The sequence below is a fragment of the Litoreibacter meonggei genome, from assembly GCF_003663885.1.
GTDB lineage: Bacteria > Pseudomonadota > Alphaproteobacteria > Rhodobacterales > Rhodobacteraceae > Litoreibacter > Litoreibacter meonggei.
In genome coordinates, this window is record NZ_RCCE01000005.1 from 267446 (window position 1) to 294433 (window position 26988).

Here is a 26988-nt window from a genome sequence, read left to right on the forward strand (position 1 = left end):
GCAGGTGACGCATGTGGGGGCTAGGAAAGTCCGGTTTGCAAACCAATTCGCCTACATCGGCCTCATTTTAGACGTTGAGTACGCGTTCGGTCTCATGTTGGACAGGAATATGGAATGTACATTGTCCGTTTCCGCAGGGGCGGACAGATTTTGGGGCACTAACCGCATCGGCCCTCTGGCCTACTCGCACGGTTTGATGCAGCTTGCGGCATGGACCTAATCATCGCGGAAATGATCAGTACGGCCACCATCGCCATTGCGGTGTTCGGTATCGTCTTCTGTCTCATGCAGGCAGAATTTACCCGCGTGAGCCGCAGTTTTGCGGCGTTTCTTGCCGCGGTCGCCGTGAACAACCTGCCCGGCGTACTCAATCGCTTATTCCAGTCCACGCAAAACATGCATCTTCAGCCAGCTGACCTGATCTTATGGTTGTCCAGCTCATTGTGCCTTGCACCGCTGTTTTGGATCTATGTCGTTACCTTGACGTCATCAGCGCAGAAGGGTCCCGCGCATCTTTACCGACACTTTGTGCTGCCTGCACTGGCGGTGCTGGTCGGATTGGTCATGATCCTATCGCCACAGGGTCTATGGGCGGAGGTCATCACCGAAGATATCTTGCAAACCTACGGCTGGTGGTCTGGGCTGATAGTGGCGGCCGCGCTTTTGGAGTTAGCAGTCTATCCACAAATGGCCATCTACCTGTTCTTGATCATACGCCGCATGATGCGCTACCGCCTTTTGCTGCGCGATGTATACGCCAGTACCGAAGAGCACGAAATGCGTTGGATTTATGTGATTGGCGGTTTGGGGGCGCTCTTCTGGGTGGCTCAGGCGCTTATTTTGCTGATCGCCTTCGACTTGGAACAGCCCCGCACACCGCCTGCAGTCGTGACCATTGCCGGTCTGGCGGGTCTTGGCTTGGTGGCCACAATGACCCTCTGGGGGCTGCGGCAACGCCCGCCCTTGGTGCCCGACCCCGACGACAGACACCCACCCGAAAACGCCGAAGATCAAACGGGCGAGAAATACGAAAAATCCGCCCTCAGCACGGAGGCATCGACACGCATCGCGCGAAAACTTCGTGCTGCTATGGAAAAGGACCATTTGCACCGGGACCCGAACCTGTCGCTATGGGTTTTGGCCCGGCACATCGGGGCTTCTCCAAATTACATTTCCCAGACCCTGAATGAGGTAGTCGGCGAGAACTTCTTTGATTTCGTCAACGGCTACCGCATCGCAGAAGCCAAGGCGCGTCTCGCTACAACCGACGACTCCGTGTTAACGATTACCTACGATGTCGGCTTCAACGCGCGATCCTCGTTTTACAACGCCTTTAAGCGTGTCACCGGCGAGACCCCCACACGTTATCGCAAAACACTGTCTCATCGTGATGGGATGGACGACGTCAGGGACGGATTGCGCGACTTCTGATCCCATCTCGATTGATCAGAAAGGACCCTCAATGAAAAGATACCTAGTTTTAGCTGTGCTTGGACTAAGCGCATGTGAATCACCCGCTGAGATATCAGCACGCGAACAACTCGACGCCGCCTGTGTGGCCGGAAACCTTCAAGCCTGCACTGCCGTTCAACAGAGAGTTGCCGCAGAAAATCAGGCCCTTGCAACCACCGCTGCAGGATTCTGATAAACGCAGCAACGCATCTGAAAATAACTTTTGCCAGCACAGGAAGGTTTTGGGCGGTTGCAACGGGAAGGAATTCATCGTTTGCACCGCTCGGCCCCTCACTCCGCTATCCTCAACTCGAAACGCGTTTGGTGAGTACCAGAAGGTTTCCTCTCCAATAATCTGCCCCGCAATGGAGCAGACCCGTGACGAGCGACCGCAAAGGGCTGGATCTTCTGCGCATGATCTATCCGTTCTCTGAAACCAGCCTAAGCTGCGACACAGAAAATCGGCAAACTGGGCTCGAAATCGCGATCGCGCCATTGTCTTGGGCATGGAACCGGCGCCATCCGCATCTACGCCAACCGGAAGGGTGATCCGGTATTCACCACAAAGGTTTACTGCACTTTTTATGTCGGTAGTAATCCGTGTTGAGCCATTGCGAGACGCTAAGTTCAGCGGCTTGCCCCTATGATGCCTTCCAATAGGCGTTGGCCTTTGCGATCGTTTGAAAATGCGTGGCGACCACGGATGACGCGAGGATCAGGGAATTGGCGTCATGCTCGTATACGCTTCGCAGCTCGGCGCGAATTTCCGGGTCAGGTTGCGTCATTTTGACAGCGACGCGAGACATCTTGACGGCGAGTTCATAGCCCTCTTGTGGGGTAGAGGTAATCAGGGATGGAAGCCAGACATCAGACATAACATATTCCTTTCTTGGAAGAGGTGAGCCGCGACGATGCACGGCTCTTGAAGCGCTTAATCGAGCCTACCGGGTAAGCTAAGATCGCCGGATGCTACGTCAAAGACATCGACAACGCAAAGCAGCGGTGAATGGATGTTGGCGTTCACGCGTAGGGCGGCTGTGACGCCATCATATGCAGCACCTTGCAGGTCAACATCGTGGTTGAATGCAACGTTGACTGCTATTTCAGGGCCATCAAAAATCGGGGTAAAACCTGGGCTATCCAAGAAAATCGGAAAGCCTGGCCATGTTGCCGGTAACCTCGGTGTGGTGCCTTCGGGGATGTCGCGCACCGCCAATGCACCAGCACCGCATGCCTCGGTTGGGGATAGAACAACCCAATGGCTGTGCCAGATAACACCGTCATTCGATGGATCGCCGTCCAGGTTTTCGTCATATAACGGCGTGTCATCAAAATCTGGATGGCTGGTCGCGGCCAATGCAAGGATGCCAGTCCCACCTTCGAATCCAACCGAAGAAGGATCAAGCGACGTCGGCCAGACATATGACAACACGTCAGAGCCCCCCACAGCCCCTGTCGCCGTGGGTACATCGGAACCTGCGACTCCGTTTGTCGTCATGTGGAAGGTGACCGTGTTGGCGTTGCGATGCGCATGTGCGCCAAGAATATCGAACGCTGCAATCTTTGAAGCGTCTGCGTCTGACAAGATCGCACCGTCTTGCTTAACGGCATGGCCATGATCACCTGCGGCGAACACCATACTGGCTGTTAATGTGAGCGTCGCAAACAGGGGAATGAATTGGCGTTTCATGTGATGTCCTTTCAATGATATCGACTCACTATTAGTATCGAGTCGAAACTATTGCAATGAATATTTCGAGTCGATACTACTTGAGATATGAAGCAAGACTTAGAAATCCGAGAACTGATCAATCGCCTCACGCGCCTTGATGCGGCGACCGCATGGGGCGGCGATTTGAACCCGACCCAACGCGCTGTTCTGGACTATCTCGGGCGGGCCAATCGGTTTTCGCGCAGCCCCTCGCATGTGGCCGAATATTTAGGATCTACACGCGGGACCGTGTCGCAATCTTTCAAGTCGTTAGTCCAAAAGGGCTACGTGACCGAGCGCCGATCAAAGCTTGATAAGCGCGCGATTAGCTTTGAATTGACTGAGACTGGGAATGCCGTCGCAAGTGCACAGAATCCTTTAACCATTGCGTTGGCTGATTACCCGGAAGGCGAGAAGGATAACCTATTGGCATCTCTGAGGGGGGTGCTTGGGGCAATGCTATCGCAAAATAAGAGTCGTCCGTTCGGGATATGCAGCTCATGTATGCACCACGAAACGACATCCAATGGCGGCTATTGCAGGTTGCTGTCCAAACCGCTTCTACCGTTCGAAACACATCAGATTTGCTATGAACACGAAACCACGTGAACTGTCTGACGTCAGCGCAACTCGAGATCGCCAAAGCGCGGGGTACCACGCTCGTCACCGTGCGAACTCAGTTTCAGAGAATAATGGAAAAAACCGGCGCGCACAGTCAGGCCGAGTTAATGCGAAACACGCTCGCCATCAGTCAGTTTTTCCAAGACATGGCTCCGATTGCCGATGTCGCAGGCCACCCGTTCAGAAAGCAGTTCGATATTATACGCCCCGGTGGTCGCAGCCTGGACGTTACGTTGGCTGGCGACATGTCAGGTTTGCCGGTAATAATCTTGTCGACCTTGTGCCGTCACACCTATCCAGCGTGGTACGAAGAGGAGTTGGCCAACGGCGGAATTTTAGCAATTCACATGTGGCGACAAGGACATGGGCGCAGCGATCCGTTGCCAAACGGCAGCGACATTGTGCAAGGTATGGCCGACGATCTTATCGCGCCATTGGATCAACTCGAGATCAAGCGCTGTCCGGTGACTTGCTTCGACGCCTCTCTGGTCGACATGCCGGGCGTCAGCTTAGCGCTAGAGGAAGCGTTGTTAGGCTCAATTGCGCAAGGCATCGAAGAGAACTGCCGAACGCTGCACGACGCATTCGGAGACTGGACGGCCGACCTCTTGGCCTGCCCATTGCCGCTAGAGAGATACATGGCGACGAAGACCCTTGCATACCGCTGGAAGACATCAAGCAGGCCATCCAGAACCACATCCCTCGCGCCACCTTAACGGTGGTGAAAACAGCGGCTATATGATGGCCTACCGCAGCCCACAGGTACTTATCGACCGAGTCCGGGCAGCTCATGGGATGCAGGATTAGCCCGGCGATACTCACAACCCAATGGCACCCTAAGAGCAGGTATCCGGCTCGAAACAGAGGTCCGCAACTTGAGCTCAGTGCGCCCATTCCGTGCATGATTCATCAATGTCTGTTCTACGGGCAGGGCAGACATTGGCGACAACGCTATAAATGCTGGCTTTCGAAACCAGACGGTCACCAATGGCCATTCTACGCAACCGGCAAAAGCACTATTCTTTCAGAGCAAACGACCCGACCTTCACGTCTCCAGCTGCTCGGTAGCGGGCCATGGTCACTCCGGTTGTCGACGTTTGTGTGTCCGCCAGTTCAAAACCCTGTGGTATCGCTCCACCGCCAAACAGTCGCTTACCCGACCCCAGAACGACCGGAAAGGTCCAGATAAACAGCTCATCCGCCAGTAGGTTTTCAAGTAGCGTCTGGATCAACTGGCTGCTGCCTTGCACGCTAAGTGGCAGGCCGTCACCTCGTTTCAGTTCTGCGACACCCTTCGCGACATCGTCGGTGATCGCCTGACTGTTCTCCCAATCCAGCGCGGCGGATGACGAGGTGGCAACATATTTGGTGGCTTTGTTGAACTTTTGAGTGACGGGATTGTCGTCGCCTGCATTCGGCCAGTGGGCCGCGAAAATGTCGTAGGTCTTGCGTCCAAGAAGCAAATCATACTCCTCCGACATGGCTCGCCCCATAACCTCTCCCATCATGTCATCCCAATAGGGCTGCGACCAGCCGCCGAGCGTAAACCCGCCAGATGTATCCTCGTCCGGTCCACCGGGCGCCTGCATCACGCCATCGAGGCTCATGAAGGTCTGGATTTTGATCGGTCTCATGTTGTGCTCCTATCCATCAGGCGTCGAGTTTGTCTGCGTGATCAGTGAAGGTCCGCTCATTCGCCATCGGAACCGCGAGAATGAAACCGTCGATGTAGCCTATTGCCTCTTTCCATTCGGGTTTGTTGTTTCGTTGACAGCATACCGACCGTATAGTATGTATATCAATTATGTCAAGACCGACCAAAAACTCCCCTGAGCGCGGTGATGCGCGGACACGGCTGCTGGAAGCCGCCCGCGATGTGATCCGCAAGAAGGGTTTCGCAGCGACTTCTGTTGATGATTTGTGCCAGTCGGCAGGGGTGACGAAGGGCGCATTTTTCCACCACTTCAAAACGAAGGACTCGCTTGGAGTGGCTGCGGCAAACTACTGGGCGGAGACAACCAGTGCCTTTTTTGCTAGCGCACCCTATCATGAGCCGGACGATCCGCTGGACCGGATTTTGGCGTATCTTGATTTCCGCAAAGCGATCATCGACGGCGAGACCTTCGAATACACTTGTCTGGTCGGAACCATGACGCAGGAGGTGCATGACAGCGCCCCAGCGATCCGCGATGCCTGCTCCGACAGCATCTTTGGTCATGCCGCGACTCTTGAGGCTGATATTCAAGCGGCCCAAGAGCAGCGCTGCATCAATGTGGACTGGTCCGCCGAAAGCCTCGCCCGTCATACGCAAGCTGTTCTTCAGGGCGGTTTTATTCTTGCCAAGGCCGCTGGCGATCCAAACCTTGCCCGCGAGAGCGTTGATCACTTGATCCGATATTTCCGCCAGATTTTTAACGTCGCTGATACGGCGTCACAGAAGGAATACGCTAAACCTAAGGAGACTTGAAAATGGATCATGCGTCCAAAGTGCGAACCTGTTTCTGGTTTGAAAAAGGCGGTGTAGATGCGGCCGAAGAGTATGTTTCTCTCTTACCGAACAGCAAGATTGATGCCGTCCGCGACAGCGGTCGTCCCGATGACCCGATGATCGTAGAATTCACGCTTGCGGGCGCGCCGATGATGATCCTGACGGCAGGGCCGCACTATGAATTGACGCCTGCCGCGTCGATCAGCGTTCTCACCGAAAATCAGGAGGAAACCGACCGACTTTGGGCCGCGTTAACTGAGAAAGGTGGTGAAGCCCGACGGTGTGGGTGGTTAGTGGATCGCTTCGGTGTGTCTTGGCAGATCGTGCCGAAACGTTTGCCGGACCTTCTGGCTCACACGGATGCGACCATTGTGCAGCGCGTCAGCGAAGCCATGATGCAGATGGGCAAGATCGACATTGCGGCGCTTGAGGCAGCGGCGAAGGTGCCAACTCATGGGTGACAAAACCGAGATCGCATGTTCCTGCGGGCAGACTCGCCTTGAAGTGCGGGGCAAGCCTATCGCCAGTGTCGAGTGCTGCTGCTTGTCGTGCCGCGAGGCCGCCGCGCGGATGCAGAAACTTGATGGCGCGCCGCACATCCTGACGGATTATGACACCACGCCCTTCGTAATGTATCGGAAGGATCGTGTGCAGTTCGTGGCAGGGACCAAAAACCTCGCATCGTTTCGCCTGAAAGCTGACTCATCATCGGAACGGGTGATCACCACTTGCTGCAACTCTCCAATTTATCTGGATTTTAAGCACGGCCACTGGTTCAGCCTTTACGGCGCGCTCTGGCCCGAAGGCGCGCTACCGCCGCCCGAAATGCGCACGATGGTGTCGGACTTTCCCGATGGCACGCATCTGCCGAACGACATTCCCAATGCCAAGAAGCAGAGCCTTGGTTTCTTCGCCAAACTCTTCGGTGCGTGGGTCGCGATGGGATTCCGCACTCCAAAAACACCCGAGACAGGAGAGATCAATGTCTGATGCAGACGAAAAGATTGCTATCGAGAGCATCACGTCCCCCGGTAGGACCGAACGTGTGAACCGGGCAAAATACATGGCGATGCGCGAGGCCTTCCTTCCGGTGCTACCGACCGAAGCCCCTGGAATGACCGTCGCCGAGGCGAAGGCCGCGCTGCTTCCGAACCTGTCGCAAGAGCTGTTTCCCGGCGGAGAGAAAGCGGGTTGGTGGCTTAAAGCCGTGCAACTCGATTTGGAGGCCAAAGGCGTGATTGAGCGCGGCGGCAAGGGGCCAGTCCGGCTGTTCAAGGCAGAAAAATAGGCGCTACCGAGATCCCTAACCAGCGACAGCATGGAGCAAAGCCATGAAGATCAACCACATATTTCTCAGCATCAACGCACGGGATTTTGTAGTGCAGTCCAACTGGTGGACAAGGCTCATCGGACGGCCCTGGGACCAGGAACCGATGCCTTCCTGCCACGAATGGAACCTGACCGACGACGTGCTGTTCCAAGTGCTCGATAGTGGCGAAAATCACGGCAGCACGAGAGTGACCTTGCATGTCCACAGCCTCACTGCCGAGATCGAACGCCTCAAGAGCGCAGGCATCGACGTGCCGGAGCCGGTGAAGATAGAAGGCTTCGAGACCTTGCGCTACGCCGAGTTTGCCGATCCCGAAGGCAATACAGTCGGGCTGCTAGACGGAAGCTAACCTAGGCGATCCAGACATTCGCGCCAGCTTTCTTTATAGCCGTTGCGGCTATCGGCGTTGTCGATCACGGCCTGCCCCGCCTTCGCAAAAGTCACAGTCGAACTGCGTTGCGGCAAAGGCATTTGGTCCCCATCAGCGCCTAACCTTTGCCAGATTGGGCCACGCCTTGAAGGCAGGCCGACATCGAAGTGTTCAGCCTGTTCGCCGACCGTTGCGTCGCCCTTCGCAAGCTTTGCGATGATCTCGCGACTCGTAGGATCGCGAGCGCGGCAAGGGGTACGCTGAACCGATCTGTTTCCATTAGTTTGTAGTCATCTGTGCAACTAGTAGCTGCGCAGTTGATGAAGTATTGGCCAGATTAATCGCCAGTTGTTCAGAACTGGTCCTTTCGCAGGGCCAAAACCATCAGGTTTTGACCGATTTTGGTATCAAATTTGATGCTCGCGTTGCTTCACCGGGTGGTCACTATGCAGGACAAAGCTGCCATCTGTAGGCCACCATTAACTTAGTTACATGTCCCAAACTCTTCGGCAGTCTTCAAAGACCTTCTGAAATGGCTCATCCACCAAATCTACCGCGAGCGATCCTGCGCAAAGAAATTTGACGTCGGGCATTTTTGAGGTCGCCTTGTACAATGGAGAACCGCAATCGCCACAAAACGAAACCTCAACCGTGTTACCGGCATCAGATTTTGTTTGATAAGTTTTGACATTGCCGCGCGGGGAAAACGCTTCGGATGGCACTGCAATTTGTGGAAGGTGGCCACCTCCAGATATCTGCTGGCAGTCACGACAGTAGCACCGGATTGCAAACTTCACATCATTGGAAAACTCGTATCTTGACGCACCACAAAGACAACGACCACTCACGATGGAATTCATCCAATTTCCTCTCTGGTTGGAAGAGTTTCTTTTACGCTAACCGGAAACATCAGATCAGCAAAGTGAGGTAGGCCATAGGCTCAACGCCAAATCTTTGCTGCGACCGCGAGCGGAGTGACTGCTTGAACCTTTGCTACGCTGGCGAGGCATCACTTAAACAATCACTGCTGAGTGGCGGTATTCCGAGAGATCGCTAGGCGACGCATCTACCAAGTCACAAGTACGCGAAAATATGTTTGCTCATTCAATAAAGTGGCTACTTGCCTTCGGCTTGCCGTCTGTAATCCTCGGAATCAAACCACCCCCGCGACGCCTTTACCTTGAGGTCGTCACCAACCTCCCACTCTTCCCAGCCCCGGACGTATAGTGGATTTCCACTGCTAGCGTCGTGGCCATTGATTGCCCAAACGAAAATCACTTTGGCGATGCTCAAGCGCGCCTGACAGCTTTTCCATCAGATAAGCCCAAATTCTATAAATCTGGGCTTATCTACATCTTATCTTCGACCCTTTGGTCGACGTACAAAGCGAGGCATCTCTCCCGCCATGATACATCCGTAAGGATCAATCCAATCCACAATCTCGGCCAAATCTAGCGACTCGATCTGGGCAGAAACCGCAGCCGCCGGTTTGTAGCTTGACGGAAGCTCAGACGCGTCAACCTTGCCTGCATGGAAGCGCACATCAAGACCAACGGTTTCCTCAATCAACGCCTCATTCGCAGTCTTTGCACCCAACCTGCGCATGTGCTCTGTCCGCGACCAGTTCCGGCCCGCACCATGTGGGCTGAAGCCCAAGGCATGAGACGCATCTTTGCCCCGAACAATCAACACCGGCTCCGCCATGTTCAGCGGAATGATGGTACGTCCTTGCGGATCAGCATCTGCCGCAAAGCCAAACCAACCCGGCGTTGCACCTTTGCCGTGCAGATAGATATCGCCGCGCCGGAAGACAAAGTTATGTTCATTCCAGAACCTTTCACCCGCAGATGCGCCTGACGCTTCCATCGTTGCCTGATGGATTGAGTTGTGGTTGGTCTTTGTCCACTTACGAATGAGCTGCAACGCATCCCAATAGGCGCGCCCATCGTCGCTGTCAGCGGGTATCCAAGCGTTTTGCTTCAAGGTTTGCGGCGAATGACGGCGACGGTATTTCTCCGCGACCTCCATCCCAGCCTTATAGAGCTTTGCGCCCGGACCACGTGACCCGTGATGTGTAATCAAAGTGGTATGGCCCGTTTGGCGTGACCGACCAACGAACAGAAAATGGTTCCCATCGCCCTGCGTCCCCATCTGTTCTTGCGCGGCGCGAATGGTTTTCGCGTTATTCAAGAACGGGTTGGCACGAAAAGCATCCAACAAATCAAGTGATACAGTGAAGCGTTGGCCTTGAGGCCGCCCACCGGGGCCGAAATGCGTAACTTTGGATGCTGCGTCCAAAACGGTCGCGGAATCTGCGTCACCCAAGTCTGTCAGCATAAGCGAGCAACAGATGTCAGCTGAGTGCATTCCAGGGTGGATTGCATTTTGTGCCGCAACAACACCGCCTACCGGAATAGTCCCGATAGGGCCTGCAGGGCAGGCATCAGGCATGATTGCCCCGCCAATAACGGTCGGTGTCCGCATGACCGCACGCATGGTTTCGCGCACTTTGAGAAGGTTTTTCTCTTCATCTGCATCGGCAGGAATCAGGTTCTCGTCAAATGTGACCGCACCATCCTCGTGCAATTCAATATGCTCAGGTGGGATGGGGATTTCTGATGCCAATTTCGCACGAATGTCTGCAACATCAACACCGTCGTCCTGCATCCGATTGGCGCGGCCTAAAAGGTCGGGGAACTGTGGCCCCGGTAGGTGCCCCCAGTTTTTCAAATCACGGCCAGTCAAACGCGTTATTGTCAGGTCTTCCATAGTCTTATCCTTTGGTCATTGCTCCCCGGCGGGGTGACGGTTCCGACGCAGCGGATTGGGAATAGGCCCAATCCGCTGCCTTTCCGGATGCGAATTCATCCGTTTGCTCTGCTTGCTCTCTTTCGGTGGATCAGTTTTCGCATTGTTTGATATCGGCCCAAAGACAAAAGCGAATTCCGTGTAATTCATTGATATTATGAATATTTAATTGGATTTGCGTTAATCAGCTCAGCTAGATACGATATAAAATAATCGTATTGTATTATTTTGGATCATTAGATGCGTAACGTCGTTCTTGGATTTTTGGGCACTCAGCTCGACCGCGGCAAAAGAGGCGGCTGGAAGCCCACACTAAGCCTATGCCAGGTGGACGGCTTCACCGTCGACCGTCTTGAACTTCTATATGACAAAAAATTCAGCCGCATCGCCAACGGGCTGAAAGCCGAGATCGCACTGATATCACCAGAAACCGAGGTGATCCTTCATCACATGGATATGGATGATCCATGGGATTTGGAGGAGGTTTACGCCAAGCTTTTCGATTTCGCCCAAACTTATGGATTTGATGAAGATCGCGAGAGGTATCATATTCACCTGACAACAGGGACACATATCGGTCAGATATGTTGGTTCCTTCTGTCAGAGTCGCGCCATATCCCTGCCGCGTTGATCCAAACTGGACCACCGCGTGGCGAAGCAACGACAGGCACGTTTGATCTGATTGATCTGGACCTTGGCCGATACGACGCAATTCAACAGCGGTTCGATCAGCAAACACGCGAATACGGGGACTTACTCAAAGGTGGGATCGAAACCAAGAACGCGACTTACAACAATCTGATCGACCGTGTGGAACAGGTCGCTGGTCTGTCTGATGCACCAATTCTGCTTCTAGGCGAATCTGGAACTGGTAAGTCAGAGCTTGCACAACGAATTTACGAACTCAAGCTACAGCGCCGCCGTGTGAAAGGACGTTTGGTGCAAGTGAATTGCGCGACGCTTCGCGGCGGTGGTGCTATTCCGACCCTTTTTGGTCAACGGCGGAGCTATACCGGACAAGCCGGAACGGAACGCGCAGGGCTTTTGCGCGAAGCCGACGGTGGTGTGTTATTCTTGGATGAAATCGACGAACTTGGTTTGGAAGAACAAGCGCTTCTGCTGCACGCAATTGAGGCGGGTCGATACTATCCGCTTGGGTCTGATTCCGAAGTGACAAGCCGGTTTCAAGTGATCGCTGGTGCCACGAATGACCTGACAGCCCTCGCGGCTGCCGGGAAATTCCGGCTCGATCTGCTATCACGCCTCAACCTTTGGACATTCCGTTTGCCCGCGTTACGTGATCGACCGGAAGATCTTGATGCAAACTTACGATACGAGCTGACCCGTGCAGAGAAGGCACTTGGGATCAGAGTTGGGTTCAATGCGGACGCCTCAGATGCTTGGCTTCGGTTCGCAAAAGCGCCAACAACACTATGGCCCGGAAACTTCCGTGATTTTAGTGGTGCTATCTTGCGGCTTTGCACACTTGCGCCGCGTGGTCGCATCACCCGCGCGCAAGTGGATGAAGAGATATCAACTCTACAACGCAGGTGGCGTGCGGCAGACAGCGACGCTGACGGCAAAGTCATCGCTAATTTCGTAGATGTGACGTTAGATCCTTTTGATATCCCCCAGTTGGCAAATGTCATTCGTACTTGCCAAAGATCGAGTTCAATAAGCGAGGCTGGTCGCATTATTTTTGCCGTTTCAAGAGAAGAACGCGCAAGCCGCAACGATGCTGATCGTCTGCGCAAGTATCTTGCAAGATTTGGCTTGGTGTGGGCAGATTTAGTGGGGTGATGATCAGGTAGAGGCCCGAATGGCGCAATGTTGTTGCCATCAGGTCCCCAGTTGAGGAAGGCGTGGAATCCCAAGTTAACGCGTTTGCAGACATTCATCGCAGGCGCAGAATTTTTCACACTGGGCTCAAAGCGGACTTCGCTACGCTTAGGGCAAACTCACCTTCCCAGTCACATATCGCCTATCTCAGTCCAATAATGGTTGGCATCGTTTTTTTACTAAATTCAAGCACACCCAAACCCCAATCAGTGGGGCTTGGGTGAAAAATTGACGATATTCCATTTGTCTAATACCGCCGGTAGGTCCGTACTTGGGACGATCAAATCCCGATAGTCACATCATCAGGGCCTTGTTAACGAGGTTTTCTTTTCCAAGGTAATTTGAAACATCGACCCCTCGCTCCTCGAGCGCGCTGCTAATTTCTTCTTCGGATAGAGCCTCTATCGCCTCTTTCGACATCTTCAAGAAATTGACCTTTTTCTTAAGAGGCCCGTTGGTTTTACCAAAGACGTTACGGTCTTCGAAGTCGAACTCCGTCGCATATTTGGTCATAAAGTGGCCCAAGAATGTGTTGATGCTTGTCCTGACACGCGGATCGTCGGTCATAACGTCCGCAGATGCATCAAGCGTGTCCAACATCAGTTGCGTCCACCTCTCTGCGCCCTTGTCGTTCATTAGCTGCATCGCATTATGCGTGTGGTGAAAGTTCAGCCGAAAATCGGCTCCATGATAATATGGGCCACCGCCCATCACATCTATCCACATGGCGGCCTGCGTGTTGACATGATGACCAATGCCACCAACCCGCTCGAAAACGGATGTGAACCAGTCTTCATCCTCAAAGACGCGCTCGTAGAATCTTTCAACGATTTTAACGATCGGACGTTGACCCAGCACCGAATAGAGTTGCCAGAACTGAATGGGCTTGGATGCACTCTCAGGAGCGCTCAAGGACACGATTTCCGGAACACGGTACGCGTTCTTTGGGAGCAGGTCTTTGGTGATTGCCGAAGCAATGTAATCACGCTGCGTTTTCTCGGTCATGTACCCAAGCTGTGTTGGGTGGTTTTGACTTACAAAATCTTTCATTGGTCGCTCCTTTCTTGCAATTTTCAATGCAGGTTTTTGGCCTCTCTCAGACCTAAAGACGTTTTGTTCCCCGATGGATCACGCTTGTCGTGTAGTTTGGAGGTGCCCGGGGGCATTGTTGCGGTTCATGACCTCGCGCCTTTGAGATGGCGGGACCGGTTCGATCATTTTAGTCGGCTTGGACCGCGATCAACCCGGCAACGGGATAAACTCGTCACGGTCGTTTTCGGGAAGATCGAACAGACCGACGCCCCAACGCGTAGCGCGCCATTCTTCTTTGGCTGCTTCAATCTTGTCTTTGCTGGACGCCACGAAGTTCCACCAAACGTGACGTGGCCCGTTCAATGTCGCCCCGCCAAGCGCCATGAGGCGCGCACCCTGCGGGCCTGCGGCCACGGTGATCTTGTCGCCTGGACGGAACACCATCATCTGACCCGCCGCAAAGTCCTGACCTGCGATGTTGACCGCTCCTTGCGTAACATAGAGCCCGCGATCCTCATGATCATCGGGCAGCGGAAAACGCGCATTGGGTTGCAACGTGACATCAAGATAGAAGGTATCCGAGAACATCGTCGCAGGCCCGTTCTCGCCATAAGCCGTGCCTAGGATGAGCTTAGCATTGATGCCCTCCGCTTCGATCTCTGGAATCGTCTCTTTGGCGTGGTGTTCAAAAATCGGGTCCATATCTTCTTTATCTTCAGGCAATGCCATCCAGGTCTGAATCCCAAAAAGCGAATGCGGCCCGCTTCGTCCTTCATCCGATGTGCGCTCCGAATGGGTCACGCCTTTGCCTGCAACCATCCAGTTCACCGCACCGGGGCGGATGATCTGGTCAGTGCCAATACTGTCACGATGATGGAAATCGCCTTGATAGAGATAGGTCACGGTGCCCAAGCCGATATGCGGATGGGGACGTACGTCGATACCTTGGCCAGTCAGGAACTCCGCAGGACCCGCCTGATCGAAAAAGATAAACGGCCCGACCATCTGACGTTTTGGCGCGGGCAAAGCTCGCTTGACTTCAAAACCGCCAAGGTCGCGCGACCGTGGAATAATCACTGTCTCGATAGCGTCCATCCCGATTTCATCAGGATTTCCGGGGATCAGGGTAGGGTTCCAGCTCATAACAATCTCCTATCAAACCTTGGATTAATATGGACAGCCAGCATGAACATTGTAACCACTTCGGCGTTCGCCACAAAAGAACACGGCGTTCGGCAAGACCCCATTAGAGATAGCTAAGTCAGTGGTTAACTTGAGACTGGCATCAATGCCGAGCCACTATGAACAAACCAGATGAGAGGGAGACCATGATGACCACGGGTATTCATCATGTGACGGGTATCACTGCCAATGTGCAAGCGAACGTGGACTTCTATGCGGGCTTTCTAGGCCTGCGATTGGTGAAACGCACCGGTGGGTATGAGGATGCCGAACAACTGCATCTATTCTACGGGGACGCAGCAGGATCGCCCGGCTCGCTTGTCAGTTTTTTGGTTTGGGAAGGCGGCGGGCGTGGTCGCGCCGGTCATGGACAGGTGGCAGAGATCGGCTTTGCCGTTCCGTCTGCCAGTATTGGTGACTGGATTACCCGCGCGATGAGTGCACAAATCACGGTCGAGGGCCCAAAGCGCGAGTTCGGTGAACCTGTGCTGCGCCTCAAAGATCCTGACGGTTTAAACATCAAGCTTGTAGGCATTGATCGGAAATCACAGGCACCGCTGCCCGATGCAAATGCTCCGACGCACATACATTCCGTGACGCTGTTGTCCGAGACCCCCGATAAGACGGCTGAGTTTGTCTCTCGTTTCGGGTATCGCGAAGAACGGGTTGAAGGCGCAGTTCATAGGCTGGTTTCGGACAGCGATGTCGTTGACGTGCGCGATGCTTCCGGCTTTGTTCCTAGCGTTTCCGGTGCGGGTATTCTGGATCATGTGGCATTCCGGGCTTCCGACGTTGGGGCTGTGCGCGAAATGCGACTTGCCATGAAAGGCATCGCCGGCATTACCAACGTCCATGATCGCAAGTACTTTCTGTCGCTGTATGTCCGCGAACCTGCCGGCACGCTGATCGAATACGCCACCGACGCGCCTGGGCTCACAGTCGACGAACCTCCAGAGCATCTGGGTGAGACATTGTTTGTGCCGTCACACGACATGAACCGCGCAGAAGATTTAAAACTTATCTTGCCCCAGTTCGCCCTTCCGGGTGAAGAAAGATTCCCAATGCGTGACCTTCCTTTCATACACCGCTTTCACCAACCAGAAGACCCTGATGGCAGCACCATTGTGTTGCTGCACGGAACAGGCGGCAACGAGTCCGATTTGATGCCAATGGCTCATAAGATCAATCCGCGCGCTACCCTTCTTGGGGTGCGTGGACGCTCGACAGAGGAAGGGATCAATCGCTGGTTCCGCCGCTTTGATGCGGTGACTTACGATCAAGCCGATATTCGCGCGGAAGCTGAAGCATTCGCGGCTTTTGTTGAGGGTGCAATAACCGGATACGGTCTGGATCCGCAAAGCATGACGTTCCTCGGCTATTCCAACGGCGCGAACCTGTTGGGAGCAGTTATGCAACTGCACCCCCACATTGTGCGGCGCGCCATCCTGCTTCGTTCGGTTCATGCGCTTACGGATAGTCCAGCAAATGATCTCGCGGGCTTAAGCGCGCTGATGCTGAACGGGGCAGACGATCCGTTTGGAAGCTTGTCGCCAGCGCTGGATCTGGCTTTGCGAAACGGTGGGGCGACAGTAGACGCGCACACGGTATCAGCGGGACATGAGCTGACGTCAGAAGACATTGATCGAGCAAAGGAATGGCTTGGGCTCTGAATCTCGTTGGCCGCTTGATATGTCTACACCTAGCAGTTGAGACGGTCTTAGTCATAACTCCGGCAACGGGGCGAGCAACTTTAGGAGGAGGCAAAAATGCCCGAACTTGTAATTACAAAGGAAAATCGGGGCGAACATCACGGTCGTTATGTCGCTCGTTTTGACGGTGTCGAGGCTGAGGGGGAAATAACGTTTACCAAACGCGGCCCCGATATTATCGGTGCAGATCACACGGGTGTGCCAGACCCGATGGCTGGGCAAGGTGTCGCCAAGGCGCTGCTAGACTTCATGCTGACTGACGCACGAGACAACGGGTTTCGCATAATTCCAATTTGCCCATACGTGCGCAAACAGTATGCGCGCCATCCCGAATGGGCAGACCTGTTCACAACTGCTCCCGGGGAAGCCCCCAAACCTCTGTAGCAGTACCCGAACTCGTGCGTATCCAGGCGCTGCCCACTGATTTTAAGGGGCTGCGAGACATAACGGTGCCGCAGCTCGTTGTTGTCAGATTGCCCGAGAGAACCCCGCTAAGAACTTGGACAGGTGGTCGCGTGTGCTCTCATCCACAAGGTTTCCACCCTCGTCAAATAGCGGCTGCGCACGTGACACCATAAGGCGCCCTTCCATCCACGGTCGTGTGCGCAGTGTGCGCAAGACCGGCAGCCAGTGGTCTTGCCCCAACACCGTGCCGAACCCGCCCGGAGATGCGCCGATGACCGCCACTGGTTTCCCCACAAACATTTCCAAGCCCGGCCCGCGCGACATCCAATCTATGGCATTTTTGAAAACGCCCGGAATCCCATTGTTGTATTCTGGCGTTACCAGTAACAGCCCGTCGGCTGAGGCCAGCTGATCCTGCAAGGTTTGGACCGCTTTCGGCAATCCAAGTTCTGCCTCCATATCGGCATCATAAAGCGGCACGTCACGGATTGAACCAATCTCGATTGCGACGCCTTCAGGAACAAGTTCAGATGCCGCACGCAGCAACCCTGTGTTGTAAGATGCGCGGCGCAGACTGCCAGACAGGCCAAGAATGTTAGTCATGTGACATTTCCTTTTGTTGAAGGGTTAACCGTCGGCGAACCAAAGCGGTCAGCACCAGAAGCACAGCGATAAGTTCCAGCGCCATTTGCGGCGCGGCAAACCCGATGAGAAGGATGGTTCCTGCAATCACCGGTAAGGTCCACTGCCACGCGCCGTCGAGGTGCAAGCGGTCTCGGATCAGCCAAAGCGTCCCCACGTAGACTGCGATAGGTATGGCGGTTGCCAATACGGCAACCCGAAGCTCGACGTGAGCCGAATGATCGACGACTTGCAGCATAACGAGCATACCCGCACCAGTCGCGGCTCCTGCGGCAAACAGAACGAAATGGCCGTACCCCCACAAAAGTGCATGGCCCATCTCGTCACCGGACAGATGGTCCTCATCCGTAAAATACAGCCCCCATAGTGAAAACGAAATTACTGCTGACAAAACCGCCAGCCATAGCAATGCAGGGTCCGGGAATGCGGAGCCGTCATTGATTTGGATCATTGCAGTAATAGCGATGAAGGTTTCGCCCAAAACAATGATGTTCAAAAGGCCGTAGCGCTCGATCATATGATGGCGGTGCCAACCTGTTGTGCCGTGTCGTTCTGCAAACACCGGGACAAACAATTCACCGGCAGCGCCGACAATAAATAGCGGCAAATACATCGCCGCCGTCGGCGGCACAAACACGACGAGAGCGACCCAGTAAACCTGCATTGCAACAATGCCGGCTGCGTATCGCAACGCTGTTTTGCGACGTTCGAGATGCGCCCTTGCAGCACCTAACCAAAATACGGCCATTCCCAGTCGCATGACGACAAAACCCAAGAGCGCCAGCCAAATTCGTTCATTCGCAAACACTGCGTTGATGCCCGCCGCCAGCATCAGGGCTCCGAACATGATCACCATCGTTAAAATACGAAATGCAGTTGAATCGTCGTCATATGCCGAGGCGAACCACGTGTAGTTCATCCACGCCAACCAAATCATAAAGAAGCTACACAAGAATCCAATGATACCCTGCAAGCTGTGTGCTCCTTCCACAGCGTGCGCAAGCCCGTGTGCGGCTGCTGCGATTGCGATCACCGATGCAAGGTCAAACATCAGTTCAAGCGGGGTTGCCGAGCGGTGCCCTTCCTTAGGGTCGCGCGCGGGGAAGTGAATAAAATCGTGTAAAATCATATTGGTCCAGTTTCAATGAAGTGAGGGCGACTGCGTATTCACTTCTTGTTAGCAGTTTTGCGTGGAGAATATGAGTGAAGAACGGGCCGCCGGGCGTGTCCGGCGGCCCTTAACTTAGTCAAGTGGCTTGAGACCCGCTTCGATCTCATTGCGGCGATCTTCAAGAAATGGCGGCAATGCGAGACTTTCACCAAGCGTTTCCATTGGCTCATCTACGGCAAAACCCGGCCCATCCGTCGCGATTTCGAACAGGTTTCCACCGGGTTCACGGAAGTACAGGCTTCGGAAGTAATACCGCTCTACCTCTCCCGAACTTGGAACTTGGAGCGCGGTCAGTTTCTTTGCCCACTCGGAAATACTGCGCAAGTCCGGCGTGCGGAATGCTACGTGATGCACGGCGCCCGCACCTTGGCGCGCGGCTTGAAGTTCAGGCTGAACAGCAACATGTAATTCGGCAGCAGCACCGCCCTCGCCCATTTCAAATACATGCACTTTGCCGATGCCATCAGGGCTAGGGTATTCGCGCACTTCCCTCATATTTAGCACTCTCGTTAGCATCACCTGTGTCGGAGCAAGATTTGGGACTGAAATCGTAATCGGCCCCAGACCCTTGATCTGATGCTCAGGTGGCACGGGGCTTCCGTCCCACGGATGTACGTCGTCGTTGCTATCTGCAGTGAAACGAAAACGCTGCCCTTCGGGATCTTCGAAATCCAGCGTTGCGCGGCCATCCAGCACCGTGACCTCGCCGTGCAATAAGCCTGCGACGGCAAGCCGGTCGGCCCAGAATTCAAGGCTTCCCTCGGCAACCCGCAGCCCCGTACGGCTGATGGAGTTTGTCCCTCGGCGCTCTCGTTGGGTTGGCCAATCAAAGAAGGTTAGGTCGCTGCCGGGCGTCGCTTTCCCATCAGCGTAAAACAGATGATAGGCGGATGTATCATCCTGGTTGACGGTTTTTTTGACCAACCGCAAGCCAAGCGTTTCAGTATAAAAGCGCTTGTTTGCAGGGGCATCAGCCGTGATGGCGGTTAGGTGGTGAATTCCAGTCAGATCCATAATGGTCTCCTTTTGCTGGTCTCAATATTGGCTTGAGGACTGTTTCTCACCAGCGATGCAGTATCGAATACGGTGTTCTGTCATTGCGAACGGTCTTTTGTCTGATATGCTTTTCAAATGCGTTACACACTTGATGAAATTGAAACTTTTCTTGCGGTGATGGAACTTGGCACTATCACAGCAGCAGCTGCGCGGCTGAACTTGTCGAAATCCGTCATTAGTAAACGTGTGTCCGATCTGGAGCTCACGCTTGGCGCGGCCCTGTTTCGCCGCAACGCAGGCCGGATCACGCCAACTGAGACTGCACGCAGACTCGATGATAAAATGCGGCCAGCCCTCGCAGATCTGGCAACCGCTGTGGAAAGTGCAGCTTGGGGTGGCCCATCGGACGACACCCTGCGCGGGACCTTATCCATCGCCGCACCGATGAGCTTTGGCACGCTCTATTTGTCACCGATCATAGCACGCTTCGCCGCAAAGCACCCGGAGCTGGACTTGCGCATCGACTACGATGATAGGGCGCGCGATTTGCTGCGTGATGGGTTCGACATTGGTATTCGGATCGGCGACCTGCGCGACACTGCCCTTATGCAACGGAAGCTTTGCGAGGATGAGACCATTCCCTGCGCCAGCCCCGAGTATCTTAACAGGCACGGGCGACCAAACGACATTAGCGACCTGAAAGATCACCAAGTCATTGGCTATCAGCATATGTCGAATGCCAAGTTATGGACACTCGACGACAAAACACCACCTGCACTGACAAGTCGGATTGAAGTAAATAACGGAGAGGCAATGCGCGATATGGCTATCGAGGGGCTTGGGATCGCGATCTTGCCTGCATTCCTTGTTGCCAAGACTATAGCCAAAGGTGAACTGGAACGCGTGTTGCCCAAGTTTAAAACACGCCACTTGCCGATTGTTGCCGTTTGGCCGCCTGTCGCGCCCCTGCCACCAAAGCTCCGTCGTTTTGTTGACCATCTGGCGGTTGAATTGTCGAATGGTCGCCCATGGCAGGTGAGCGAAGACAATTAGATCGCCCTGCGTTTGTCACCCTTAGACGCGGTTCTTGACCAACCGGCTTTCAGGCATTAGCTGATATTCGTCGCGGGACGACCCGCGTTTATTAGACAACTCTGGGACGACCCAGTTCTATACAAAGGAACTGAGCGATGCCCTGGATCTATCTCATATTCGCTGGACTACTGGAAATCGTATGGGCCTTCTTCATGAAGAAGTCGGTTGGATTTACCTTATTTGTTCCATCAGTAATCACAATCGTCACAATGGCCGCAAGCTTTGCACTCCTTTCGCTTGCCATGCGGACACTTCCTTTGGGAACTGCCTATGCGGTTTGGACTGGAATTGGGGCCATCGGAGCATTTGCGGTCGGAATCGTGTTTTTGGACGAAGCCGTAAACCCACTGCGTTTGGCTGCAGCCATGCTCATTTTTGTAGGGATTTTACTTATGAAGGTTTCGAGCGCAGCTTGATAACAACATGTCAGAAGACTGCACCCGCCTGAATTTTCGACCTGCAACAGCGGTTACGAGCGTGAGGAGCAACGGGCCACTTGCTTCGGCATCTGCGCCACAGCGCGTTGGCATGGGCGGATAACAGCAATGGCGCTAGAAAGTATCAAAGGGAAAATTGAATTCAACTCGCCGAGCCGGCGGCGATCCACGGAAACTCCGCATTAACCCACCAGATTCGACGCAGGGTATCGCGACGCACTCAACAGTGTCCGAAGCGTTAACCTTCCGTCACCGCAGCTTTTTCAAAATATCCAAACTCGCATACCCGTCCGGCACCATCCCGATAGACCGCTGGAACCCCCGTACCGCCTCGATGGTCAGAGGTCCGATCTTGCCATCTATCTTCTTCGTATCAAAGCCTTTCGCCGTCAGCAGCCGCTGCATTTCCGTGCGCTCATCGAATTTCAAGGCACGGTCCCCGCGCGGCCAACCCGAGCGGATCGCTGGTCCGCCCTTCAACCGGTCCGACAAATGCCCCACCGCGATCACATAGGCGTCGGCAGTATTGTAGCGCTCGATCACCTCGAAGTTTTTAAAGATCATAAACGCCGCACCCTTCGCCCCCGCAGGCAACAAAATCGACGCTTGCCCGTGGTTGGTGACGTTCTGACCATTCAATCCCTTGATCCCAATCGCCCCCCATTCTGCAGGCGATTTCAGTATCTTGCGGTTTGCCAACGCGTAGTCAAACCCTTGAGGTAAGGTGATCTCCACCCCCCAAGGTTGCCCCTTCACCCAGCCAAATTTCGCCAGATAATTCGCGGTCGAGGCCAGCGCATCCGTCGGATCATCCCCCCAGATGTCACGCTTGCCGTCGCCGGTAAAATCCACCGCGTAATCCAGATAAGACGTCGGGATAAACTGCGTATGCCCCATCGCACCCGCCCATGATCCGGTCATGTTACGCGGGGCCACATCACCCGCCTGCAAGATCTTCAAACCCGCGACCAGCTGCTGTTCGAAAAACTTGGCCCTGCGGGCGTCAAACGCCAACGTCGCCAGCGAGCCGACCAAATCCTTGGAGCCTTTGAACGTGCCATAGGCACTCTCCAGCCCCCAGACGGCAGCTACCACTTCCTTGTCGACGCCATACCGCGCTTCGATCCGGTCCAGCGTGCTGCGATGCTTGGCGACCGCCGCCTTGCCATTGGCAATCCGCACATCGCTAGCGGCGCTGTCGAGGTAGTCCCAAAGCGTCTTGGTGAACTCCGACTGATTGCGGTCCCGTTTAATTACGTCAGGGTCATAGCGAACGCCGCGAAAGGCTCGATCGAAGGTCGTCCTAGAAATGTCCTGTGCCACGGCGCGTGGGCGAAAGGCCTGCACCCAAGCCTCGAACCGCGCGTTGGACGCCGCCAGCTCAACCGGCGCGGGCTCTGCCAGAGCCGGTTCACGCACGATGCCGCGCAGGCGCGGGCGCAAGGAGCGTTCTACCGCCAGCCGCGACGTCGTCGGCAGGATTACCAAAGCGGCCTGCACAACGGGCACACCAACATCTGGCCGCACCAATGGCCGCTTGGATACCTCCGCTGCGATAGCGCTTTTCGCCATGCACAAAGCGACCGCCATCGCACCTAAAACTCTCATGTTGGACACCTGCTCGTGTTCTCTATTTGCAAACAGTCTACCCAGAATTACGGCCCGAGGAAAGCTAACCCCGCTTGCGCGACAGCTTCTTCTTCAGCTTGGCACCTTTGGCCTTGTATTTGCCGGTCTTGCGTCCTTTTGGCGGACCGCCACGACCGCGCCCGCCCGTTTGCGGCAGCGCTTTTCCGTCCAACTCCAGCAATTCCAGCACCAATCCGCCGGTGATCGGAGTGGCCTCCGCCAAACGCACCAGAACCCGTGCGCCAAGTCCGATTACCACGCCGGATTTCTCGCCCCGCAACGTCTGCGCGTCGCGGTCATAGGCGAAGTATTCGCGCCCCAGCGTGCCAATCGGGATCAACCCGTCCGCGCCCGACCCGTCCAACTTCACGAACATCCCAAATTTGGCGATCCCGCTAACGCGGCCCTCCATCTCGGTCCCCACGCGATCCGCCAGATAAGCGGCCAGATAGCGGTCGGTGGTGTCGCGCTCCGCCACCATGGAGCGCCGCTCGGTCATCGAGATATGCTCGCCCGTCGACTTCAGATCGTCATCGACCAGCCCGTCATTGCCAAAATTATGCGCCGAGATCAGCGCACGGTGTACAATCAAATCCGCATAGCGCCGGATGGGCGAGGTAAAATGCGCGTAGTCCTTCAAAGCCAGCCCGAAATGCCCGAAATTCTGCGGCCCGTAATAGGCTTGCGTCATGGAGCGCAGGGCGGAGATGTTAATCAACTCCGCCTGATCCGTCCCCTCAGCCTGCGCCAGAAGCTGGTTCAGATGCCGCGTTTGCAGCACCTGCCCCTTGGCAAGCGTCAGCCCGCTTGCCTGCACAATCTCGCGCAAGGCATCCAGTTTTTCGGGGCTGGGTTCCTCATGCACACGGTAGAGCAGCGGCGTGTTGCGGGCCTTCAACTCCTCGGCGGCGCAGACATTGGCCAGCACCATAAACTCCTCGATCAGCTTGTGGGCATCCAGACGGTCCCTGAACGCGACCGAGATCACCTTGCCGTCGTCATCCATCGCAATGCGCCGCTCCGGCAGGTCCAGTTCCAAAGGTTGCCGCCGCCCACGCGCGGATTTCAGCGCCTCGTATGCGGCAAACAGCGGCGCGATCACACTCTCCATCAACGGCGCGACCTTGTCATTCGGCGCGCCGTCCTGCCCCGCCTGAACCTCTTCGTAATTCAACGACGCAGGGGAGCGCATCAGCCCGCGCGTAAATCTGTGCGACAGCTTGTTGCCTTGCGAATCCAGCACCATGCGCACGGCCATACACGGGCGTTCAACCCCCTCATGCAGCGAGCACAAATCGCCCGACAGCGCCTCCGGCAGCATCGGCACCACGCGGTCGGGGAAATAGGTAGAGTTGCCCCGTTTGCGCGCCTCAATGTCCAGTTTCGAGCCGGGCGTCACATAATACGCCACATCCGCAATCGCGACCCAAACCACATGCCCGCCCTTGTTCTTCGGGTCGTCGTCGGCGTGGGCGTAACACGCATCGTCATGGTCCCGCGCATCGCTGGGGTCGATGGTAACCAACGGCAGTTCGCGCAAATCCTCGCGCTTGCCCAGCTTGACGGGCTTGGCGTTCTCGGCCTCCGCAATCACATCATCAGGGAATTCATCCGGTATCCCATGTTGGTGAATGGCAATGAGCGAGACCGCCCGCGGCCCCGCAGGGTCTCCCAACCGCGCCACGATCCGCGCCTGAGGCAACCCCATCCGCGACTTCGGCCCCGTCTGCTCCGCCTCGACCAACTCGCCGTCCAGCGCGCCGGACACGGCCCCCGGCGGCACCCGCCATTCCTTGTCATCGCCCTTGTCGATGGGCGTCACCCGCCCAGCTTCCGCGCCTTTGCGGTAGATGCCTAAAATCTTAGCCGGCCCTGTACCAATGCGCCGGATCAACCGCGCCTCGTAAGCATGATCCTCGCCCGACACCTTGGTCAGGCGGCACAACACGCGGTCGCCTTCGGCCAAAGCCGGATCGCCGTCCTTGGCAATGAACAGAACACGCGGCGGGGCATCATCCACCTCCACCGGCTCCAGAAACAAATCGCCATCCCCGTCCACACCCGTAACGCGGCACACAGACACAGGCGGCAACGCCCCGTCCTCGCGGTAGGTCTTGCGCCGCTTCTCCAGATGCCCTTCGTTCTGCAACTCCTTGAGCATCCGCTTCAGATCAATCCGCGCGGCGCCCTTGATCCCGAAAGCACGTGCAATGTCGCGCTTGTTGGTCTTGGTCGGGTTGTCTTCGATAAAGGACAGAATATCGGCTTTGGTGGGAAGGTTTTTCATAGGTACCGCCTAGCATGCCCCACACGGGACGTCATTGCTTCATCTTGGCATAAATATTCACAGCGCCAAGGTCCGCCACAGTATCAACGTCGCGAAGGACATCAACATAAGCCACCCGCGCCCCTTGCAGCGACGCGACACTGTCGGCCAGCGCATGTTCCGTCGACCAGCGCACCCCGTCGAACAGCCCCGCATGACGCCGCATCCGTTTGAGGCCGACGAGCCAGTACCCGCCATCCGGCGCAGGCCCGAACACGGCGTCCGCCGCGCCCAAAGCAGCGAACGCAGGGGCCACATGCGCGCGCGTAACGCCCGGAATATCCGCCCCGATCACGCAAACCGGCCCCGCGGGCATTGCGTCCATCGCGGCGCCCATCCGGTCACCCAAATCGCCGCGCCCCTGCGCAAGGCGCGGCAAATCCGCAGGCCAGACCCGAGACACCAGCCCCTCCACATCCGGCGACACCGCCAGCACCAAGTCCCATCGCGGATCGCGCAAACGCCGCAGCAACGCGCCCGTCTGGTGGCGAAACCACCACGCCGCGCCGACCATGCCCAGATCCCGCCCCAGCCGCGTTTTCACGCGGCCCGGATGCGGCACCTTGACCATGACAACCAGCGTTTTACGCAAAGTAGTCCTGCAAAATGCGTGTGTAGATGCCCTTGAGCTGATGCACCTGTTCCACCCTCACCCGCTCGTCCACTTGGTGCATGGTTTTGCCCACAAGCCCGAACTCCACCACCGGACAGTGATCCTTCACGAACCGCGCGTCCGACGTCCCGCCCGAGGTCGACATCTCCGGCACCACGCCCGTCTCCGCCTCGACGCTTTTGGCGACCATCGCCGACAACTCCCCCGGCGGGGTCAGGAAGCTTTCGCCCGACACTTGTGTTCTCATCTCGACCACAGCCCCACTCTCGGCGGCGATCTTATCCGCCTCCGCCCGCAGCCACGCGATCAACCCTTCAGAGGTATGGTCGTCGTTGAACCGGATATTCACCGTCGCGCGGCACTCCGCCGGAATGACGTTGTTGGCCGTGTTTCCCGTGTCAATCGTCGTCACCGCCAAGGTGGACGCATCAAAATGGTCGGTCCCCTCGTCCAGCACATGGCTCGCCAAACGGTCCATCAGCCGCGCCATCACCGGCACAGGATTCAGCGCCCGGCGCGGGTAGGCGGAATGCCCTTGCACGCCCTTCACCGTGAAATAGGCGGTCATGGAGCCGCGACGCCCGATCTTCATCATCTCGCCCATCGTGTCAGGGCAGGTCGGCTCGCCCACCAGACAGACGGTCATCGCCTCGCCCTGCGCCTTCATCCAGTCCAAAAGCGCCACGGTGCCGTCCACCGCGTCCCCTTCCTCATCGCCGGTAATCGCCAAAATCACCGCCCCGTCGGGTGGCGTCTCACGCACGAAATCCACCGCTGCGGCAGCAAAAGCAGCCACACCAGACTTCATGTCAGTGGAGCCGCGCCCGTATAGATAGCCGTCTTTGATCTCCGCCCCGAACGGGTCCATCGTCCATGCCGCCTCGTCCCCCAAAGGCACCACATCCGTATGTCCGTTGAAGCCGAAGCTGCGCCCGTGGCCCTTGTCGCCCCAGCGCGCGTACAAGTTCGAAACCCCACCACGATCTACGCGGTTGCAATCGAATCCAGCGCTCTCCAGCAGGCCCATCAGTTCGACCAGCGCACCCCCTTCGACAGGTGTGACTGAGGCGCAACGTACTAATTTTACCGTTAGCTCAACAGGATCAATGGGTTGTGTCATTTCGCTCTCCGC

Annotated in this window: 29 protein-coding genes; 14 read left to right on the forward strand and 15 right to left on the reverse strand. The window is 55.8% G+C overall.

Annotated elements, in window-relative coordinates:
• Window positions 1–210 precede the first annotated feature (210 nt).
• Window positions 211–1431, forward strand: coding sequence for a helix-turn-helix domain-containing protein (locus BCF46_RS15330; protein ID WP_121026191.1), 1221 nt, complete (start codon window positions 211–213; stop codon window positions 1429–1431).
• Window positions 1432–1830: 399 nt separating this feature from the next.
• The gene (locus BCF46_RS19805) at window positions 1831–2001 is read left to right on the forward strand and encodes a hypothetical protein (protein WP_170157952.1); all 171 of its coding nucleotides are present in this window, start codon (window positions 1831–1833) and stop codon (window positions 1999–2001) included.
• A 92-nt stretch (window positions 2002–2093) separates the two neighbouring features.
• Here the strand turns inward: BCF46_RS19805 and BCF46_RS15340 are convergent, their stop codons facing one another.
• Window positions 2094–2327, reverse strand: coding sequence for a hexameric tyrosine-coordinated heme protein (locus BCF46_RS15340; RefSeq protein WP_121026196.1), 234 nt, complete (start codon window positions 2325–2327; stop codon window positions 2094–2096).
• 56 nt (window positions 2328–2383) lie between these two features.
• Window positions 2384–3142, reverse strand: a complete 759-nt coding sequence (locus BCF46_RS15345) for a hypothetical protein (protein WP_211332827.1) — start codon at window positions 3140–3142, stop codon at window positions 2384–2386.
• Window positions 3143–3229: 87 nt separating this feature from the next.
• Between BCF46_RS15345 and BCF46_RS15350 the strand changes: the two genes are divergently transcribed.
• Both BCF46_RS15350 and BCF46_RS15355 read left to right on the forward strand, forming a co-directional pair.
• Window positions 3230–3772, forward strand: coding sequence for a MarR family winged helix-turn-helix transcriptional regulator (locus BCF46_RS15350; protein ID WP_121026199.1), 543 nt, complete (start codon window positions 3230–3232; stop codon window positions 3770–3772).
• A gap of 119 nt (window positions 3773–3891) precedes the next feature.
• Window positions 3892–4500 (forward strand): hypothetical protein, encoded by a 609-nt coding sequence (locus BCF46_RS15355; RefSeq protein WP_147436004.1) that lies wholly within the window; start codon window positions 3892–3894, stop codon window positions 4498–4500.
• Window positions 4501–4800: 300 nt separating this feature from the next.
• Here the strand turns inward: BCF46_RS15355 and BCF46_RS15360 are convergent, their stop codons facing one another.
• Complete coding sequence (locus tag BCF46_RS15360) at window positions 4801–5418, reverse strand: dihydrofolate reductase family protein (RefSeq protein WP_121026205.1); 618 nt, start codon at window positions 5416–5418, stop codon at window positions 4801–4803.
• A gap of 170 nt (window positions 5419–5588) precedes the next feature.
• On the opposite strand from BCF46_RS15360, the gene BCF46_RS15365 reads away from it, so the two are divergent.
• From BCF46_RS15365 to BCF46_RS15385, 5 genes are read left to right on the forward strand one after another with little or no spacing between them, the layout of a single operon-like run.
• On the forward strand, window positions 5589–6251 hold the full coding sequence (locus BCF46_RS15365) for a TetR/AcrR family transcriptional regulator (RefSeq protein ID WP_121026208.1): 663 nt from the start codon (window positions 5589–5591) through the stop codon (window positions 6249–6251).
• Between the two features lie 2 nt (window positions 6252–6253).
• Entirely contained in the window at window positions 6254–6733 is a 480-nt protein-coding gene (locus BCF46_RS15370) for a VOC family protein (protein WP_121026210.1), read from the forward strand.
• Entirely contained in the window at window positions 6726–7262 is a 537-nt protein-coding gene (locus BCF46_RS15375) for a GFA family protein (RefSeq protein ID WP_121026213.1), read from the forward strand. Before BCF46_RS15370 ends, BCF46_RS15375 begins: the two co-directional genes overlap by 8 nt.
• Entirely contained in the window at window positions 7255–7560 is a 306-nt protein-coding gene (locus BCF46_RS15380) for a DUF6958 family protein (RefSeq protein ID WP_121026216.1), read from the forward strand. Before BCF46_RS15375 ends, BCF46_RS15380 begins: the two co-directional genes overlap by 8 nt.
• Before the next feature lie 43 nt (window positions 7561–7603).
• The gene (locus tag BCF46_RS15385) at window positions 7604–7951 is read left to right on the forward strand and encodes a VOC family protein (RefSeq protein WP_121026218.1); all 348 of its coding nucleotides are present in this window, start codon (window positions 7604–7606) and stop codon (window positions 7949–7951) included.
• Here the strand turns inward: BCF46_RS15385 and BCF46_RS20115 are convergent.
• The 3 genes from BCF46_RS20115 to BCF46_RS15395 form a co-directional block, all read right to left on the reverse strand.
• Window positions 7948–8073: a hypothetical protein gene (locus tag BCF46_RS20115; RefSeq protein WP_281272105.1), complete on the reverse strand. Its 126-nt coding sequence runs from the start codon at window positions 8071–8073 to the stop codon at window positions 7948–7950. The genes BCF46_RS15385 and BCF46_RS20115 overlap by 4 nt on opposite strands.
• Window positions 8074–8460: 387 nt before the next feature.
• The gene (locus BCF46_RS20215) at window positions 8461–8832 is read right to left on the reverse strand and encodes a GFA family protein (protein WP_121026221.1); all 372 of its coding nucleotides are present in this window, start codon (window positions 8830–8832) and stop codon (window positions 8461–8463) included.
• A 496-nt stretch (window positions 8833–9328) separates the two neighbouring features.
• Window positions 9329–10741 carry an RtcB family protein gene (locus tag BCF46_RS15395; protein WP_121026224.1) on the reverse strand — a complete coding sequence of 471 codons (1413 nt, stop codon included), beginning with the start codon at window positions 10739–10741 and terminating at the stop codon, window positions 9329–9331.
• A gap of 279 nt (window positions 10742–11020) precedes the next feature.
• Between BCF46_RS15395 and BCF46_RS15400 the strand changes: the two genes are divergently transcribed.
• Complete coding sequence (locus BCF46_RS15400; protein WP_121026226.1) at window positions 11021–12580, forward strand: RNA repair transcriptional activator RtcR family protein; 1560 nt, start codon at window positions 11021–11023, stop codon at window positions 12578–12580.
• Between the two features lie 333 nt (window positions 12581–12913).
• Here BCF46_RS15400 and BCF46_RS15405 read toward each other — a convergent pair whose 3' ends face one another.
• Complete coding sequence (locus tag BCF46_RS15405; RefSeq protein ID WP_121026229.1) at window positions 12914–13669, reverse strand: truncated hemoglobin; 756 nt, start codon at window positions 13667–13669, stop codon at window positions 12914–12916.
• A gap of 189 nt (window positions 13670–13858) precedes the next feature.
• Entirely contained in the window at window positions 13859–14794 is a 936-nt protein-coding gene (locus BCF46_RS15410; RefSeq protein WP_121026232.1) for a pirin family protein, read from the reverse strand.
• A 188-nt stretch (window positions 14795–14982) separates the two neighbouring features.
• Here BCF46_RS15410 and BCF46_RS15415 point away from each other — a divergent pair, with 188 nt between their 5' ends.
• Both BCF46_RS15415 and BCF46_RS15420 read left to right on the forward strand, forming a co-directional pair.
• On the forward strand, window positions 14983–16503 hold the full coding sequence (locus BCF46_RS15415) for a VOC family protein (protein WP_121026620.1): 1521 nt from the start codon (window positions 14983–14985) through the stop codon (window positions 16501–16503).
• Window positions 16504–16599: 96 nt separating this feature from the next.
• On the forward strand, window positions 16600–16926 hold the full coding sequence (locus tag BCF46_RS15420; RefSeq protein ID WP_121026235.1) for a GNAT family N-acetyltransferase: 327 nt from the start codon (window positions 16600–16602) through the stop codon (window positions 16924–16926).
• Between the two features lie 84 nt (window positions 16927–17010).
• Here BCF46_RS15420 and BCF46_RS15425 read toward each other — a convergent pair whose 3' ends face one another.
• The 3 genes from BCF46_RS15425 to BCF46_RS15435 form a co-directional block, all read right to left on the reverse strand.
• Complete coding sequence (locus BCF46_RS15425; protein ID WP_121026238.1) at window positions 17011–17550, reverse strand: NADPH-dependent FMN reductase; 540 nt, start codon at window positions 17548–17550, stop codon at window positions 17011–17013.
• Complete coding sequence (locus tag BCF46_RS15430) at window positions 17543–18718, reverse strand: low temperature requirement protein A (protein WP_121026241.1); 1176 nt, start codon at window positions 18716–18718, stop codon at window positions 17543–17545. The genes BCF46_RS15425 and BCF46_RS15430 overlap by 8 nt, the downstream gene beginning before the upstream one ends.
• 114 nt (window positions 18719–18832) lie before the next feature.
• Window positions 18833–19774 carry a ring-cleaving dioxygenase gene (locus BCF46_RS15435; RefSeq protein ID WP_121026243.1) on the reverse strand — a complete coding sequence of 314 codons (942 nt, stop codon included), beginning with the start codon at window positions 19772–19774 and terminating at the stop codon, window positions 18833–18835.
• A 117-nt stretch (window positions 19775–19891) separates the two neighbouring features.
• Here BCF46_RS15435 and BCF46_RS15440 point away from each other — a divergent pair, with 117 nt between their 5' ends.
• Together BCF46_RS15440 and BCF46_RS15445 are read left to right on the forward strand one after the other, a co-directional pair.
• Window positions 19892–20809, forward strand: a complete 918-nt coding sequence (locus BCF46_RS15440) for a LysR family transcriptional regulator (protein ID WP_121026246.1) — start codon at window positions 19892–19894, stop codon at window positions 20807–20809.
• Between the two features lie 137 nt (window positions 20810–20946).
• The gene (locus BCF46_RS15445) at window positions 20947–21267 is read left to right on the forward strand and encodes a DMT family transporter (RefSeq protein ID WP_121026249.1); all 321 of its coding nucleotides are present in this window, start codon (window positions 20947–20949) and stop codon (window positions 21265–21267) included.
• A gap of 270 nt (window positions 21268–21537) precedes the next feature.
• Here BCF46_RS15445 and BCF46_RS15450 read toward each other — a convergent pair whose 3' ends face one another.
• The 4 genes from BCF46_RS15450 to dapE all read right to left on the reverse strand — a co-directional run bounded on the left by BCF46_RS15450 (window position 21538) and on the right by dapE (window position 26976).
• Complete coding sequence (locus tag BCF46_RS15450) at window positions 21538–22896, reverse strand: lytic murein transglycosylase (protein ID WP_121026252.1); 1359 nt, start codon at window positions 22894–22896, stop codon at window positions 21538–21540.
• A 64-nt stretch (window positions 22897–22960) separates the two neighbouring features.
• Window positions 22961–25204, reverse strand: a complete 2244-nt coding sequence (gene rnr, locus BCF46_RS15455) for a ribonuclease R (protein WP_121026255.1) — start codon at window positions 25202–25204, stop codon at window positions 22961–22963.
• 31 nt (window positions 25205–25235) lie between these two features.
• Window positions 25236–25835, reverse strand: a complete 600-nt coding sequence (locus BCF46_RS15460) for a TIGR04282 family arsenosugar biosynthesis glycosyltransferase (RefSeq protein ID WP_121026258.1) — start codon at window positions 25833–25835, stop codon at window positions 25236–25238.
• On the reverse strand, window positions 25828–26976 hold the full coding sequence (gene dapE, locus BCF46_RS15465; RefSeq protein ID WP_121026261.1) for a succinyl-diaminopimelate desuccinylase: 1149 nt from the start codon (window positions 26974–26976) through the stop codon (window positions 25828–25830). Before dapE ends, BCF46_RS15460 begins: the two co-directional genes overlap by 8 nt.
• Between the last annotated feature and the right edge of the window lie 12 nt (window positions 26977–26988).

Excerpts from the sequence above, each read along its gene's own strand:
- BCF46_RS15330 (WP_121026191.1), top strand. The coding sequence starts at position 211 with ATGGACCTAATCATCGCGGAAATGATCAGTACGGCCACCATCGCCATT.
- BCF46_RS15340 (WP_121026196.1), bottom strand. The coding sequence starts at position 2,327 with ATGTCTGATGTCTGGCTTCCATCCCTGATTACCTCTACCCCACAAGAG.
- BCF46_RS15345 (WP_211332827.1), bottom strand. The coding sequence starts at position 3,142 with ATGAAACGCCAATTCATTCCCCTGTTTGCGACGCTCACATTAACAGCC.
- BCF46_RS15350 (WP_121026199.1), top strand. The coding sequence starts at position 3,230 with ATGAAGCAAGACTTAGAAATCCGAGAACTGATCAATCGCCTCACGCGC.
- BCF46_RS15355 (WP_147436004.1), top strand. The coding sequence starts at position 3,892 with ATGCGAAACACGCTCGCCATCAGTCAGTTTTTCCAAGACATGGCTCCG.
- BCF46_RS15360 (WP_121026205.1), bottom strand. The coding sequence starts at position 5,418 with ATGAGACCGATCAAAATCCAGACCTTCATGAGCCTCGATGGCGTGATG.
- BCF46_RS15365 (WP_121026208.1), top strand. The coding sequence starts at position 5,589 with ATGTCAAGACCGACCAAAAACTCCCCTGAGCGCGGTGATGCGCGGACA.
- BCF46_RS15370 (WP_121026210.1), top strand. The coding sequence starts at position 6,254 with ATGGATCATGCGTCCAAAGTGCGAACCTGTTTCTGGTTTGAAAAAGGC.
- BCF46_RS15375 (WP_121026213.1), top strand. The coding sequence starts at position 6,726 with ATGGGTGACAAAACCGAGATCGCATGTTCCTGCGGGCAGACTCGCCTT.
- BCF46_RS15380 (WP_121026216.1), top strand. The coding sequence starts at position 7,255 with ATGTCTGATGCAGACGAAAAGATTGCTATCGAGAGCATCACGTCCCCC.
- BCF46_RS15385 (WP_121026218.1), top strand. The coding sequence starts at position 7,604 with ATGAAGATCAACCACATATTTCTCAGCATCAACGCACGGGATTTTGTA.
- BCF46_RS20115 (WP_281272105.1), bottom strand. The coding sequence starts at position 8,073 with ATGCCTTTGCCGCAACGCAGTTCGACTGTGACTTTTGCGAAGGCGGGG.
- BCF46_RS20215 (WP_121026221.1), bottom strand. The coding sequence starts at position 8,832 with ATGAATTCCATCGTGAGTGGTCGTTGTCTTTGTGGTGCGTCAAGATAC.
- BCF46_RS15395 (WP_121026224.1), bottom strand. The coding sequence starts at position 10,741 with ATGGAAGACCTGACAATAACGCGTTTGACTGGCCGTGATTTGAAAAAC.
- BCF46_RS15400 (WP_121026226.1), top strand. The coding sequence starts at position 11,021 with ATGCGTAACGTCGTTCTTGGATTTTTGGGCACTCAGCTCGACCGCGGC.
- BCF46_RS15405 (WP_121026229.1), bottom strand. The coding sequence starts at position 13,669 with ATGAAAGATTTTGTAAGTCAAAACCACCCAACACAGCTTGGGTACATG.
- BCF46_RS15410 (WP_121026232.1), bottom strand. The coding sequence starts at position 14,794 with ATGAGCTGGAACCCTACCCTGATCCCCGGAAATCCTGATGAAATCGGG.
- BCF46_RS15415 (WP_121026620.1), top strand. The coding sequence starts at position 14,983 with ATGACCACGGGTATTCATCATGTGACGGGTATCACTGCCAATGTGCAA.
- BCF46_RS15420 (WP_121026235.1), top strand. The coding sequence starts at position 16,600 with ATGCCCGAACTTGTAATTACAAAGGAAAATCGGGGCGAACATCACGGT.
- BCF46_RS15425 (WP_121026238.1), bottom strand. The coding sequence starts at position 17,550 with ATGACTAACATTCTTGGCCTGTCTGGCAGTCTGCGCCGCGCATCTTAC.
- BCF46_RS15430 (WP_121026241.1), bottom strand. The coding sequence starts at position 18,718 with ATGATTTTACACGATTTTATTCACTTCCCCGCGCGCGACCCTAAGGAA.
- BCF46_RS15435 (WP_121026243.1), bottom strand. The coding sequence starts at position 19,774 with ATGGATCTGACTGGAATTCACCACCTAACCGCCATCACGGCTGATGCC.
- BCF46_RS15440 (WP_121026246.1), top strand. The coding sequence starts at position 19,892 with ATGCGTTACACACTTGATGAAATTGAAACTTTTCTTGCGGTGATGGAA.
- BCF46_RS15445 (WP_121026249.1), top strand. The coding sequence starts at position 20,947 with ATGCCCTGGATCTATCTCATATTCGCTGGACTACTGGAAATCGTATGG.
- BCF46_RS15450 (WP_121026252.1), bottom strand. The coding sequence starts at position 22,896 with ATGAGAGTTTTAGGTGCGATGGCGGTCGCTTTGTGCATGGCGAAAAGC.
- rnr (WP_121026255.1), bottom strand. The coding sequence starts at position 25,204 with ATGAAAAACCTTCCCACCAAAGCCGATATTCTGTCCTTTATCGAAGAC.
- dapE (WP_121026261.1), bottom strand. The coding sequence starts at position 26,976 with ATGACACAACCCATTGATCCTGTTGAGCTAACGGTAAAATTAGTACGT.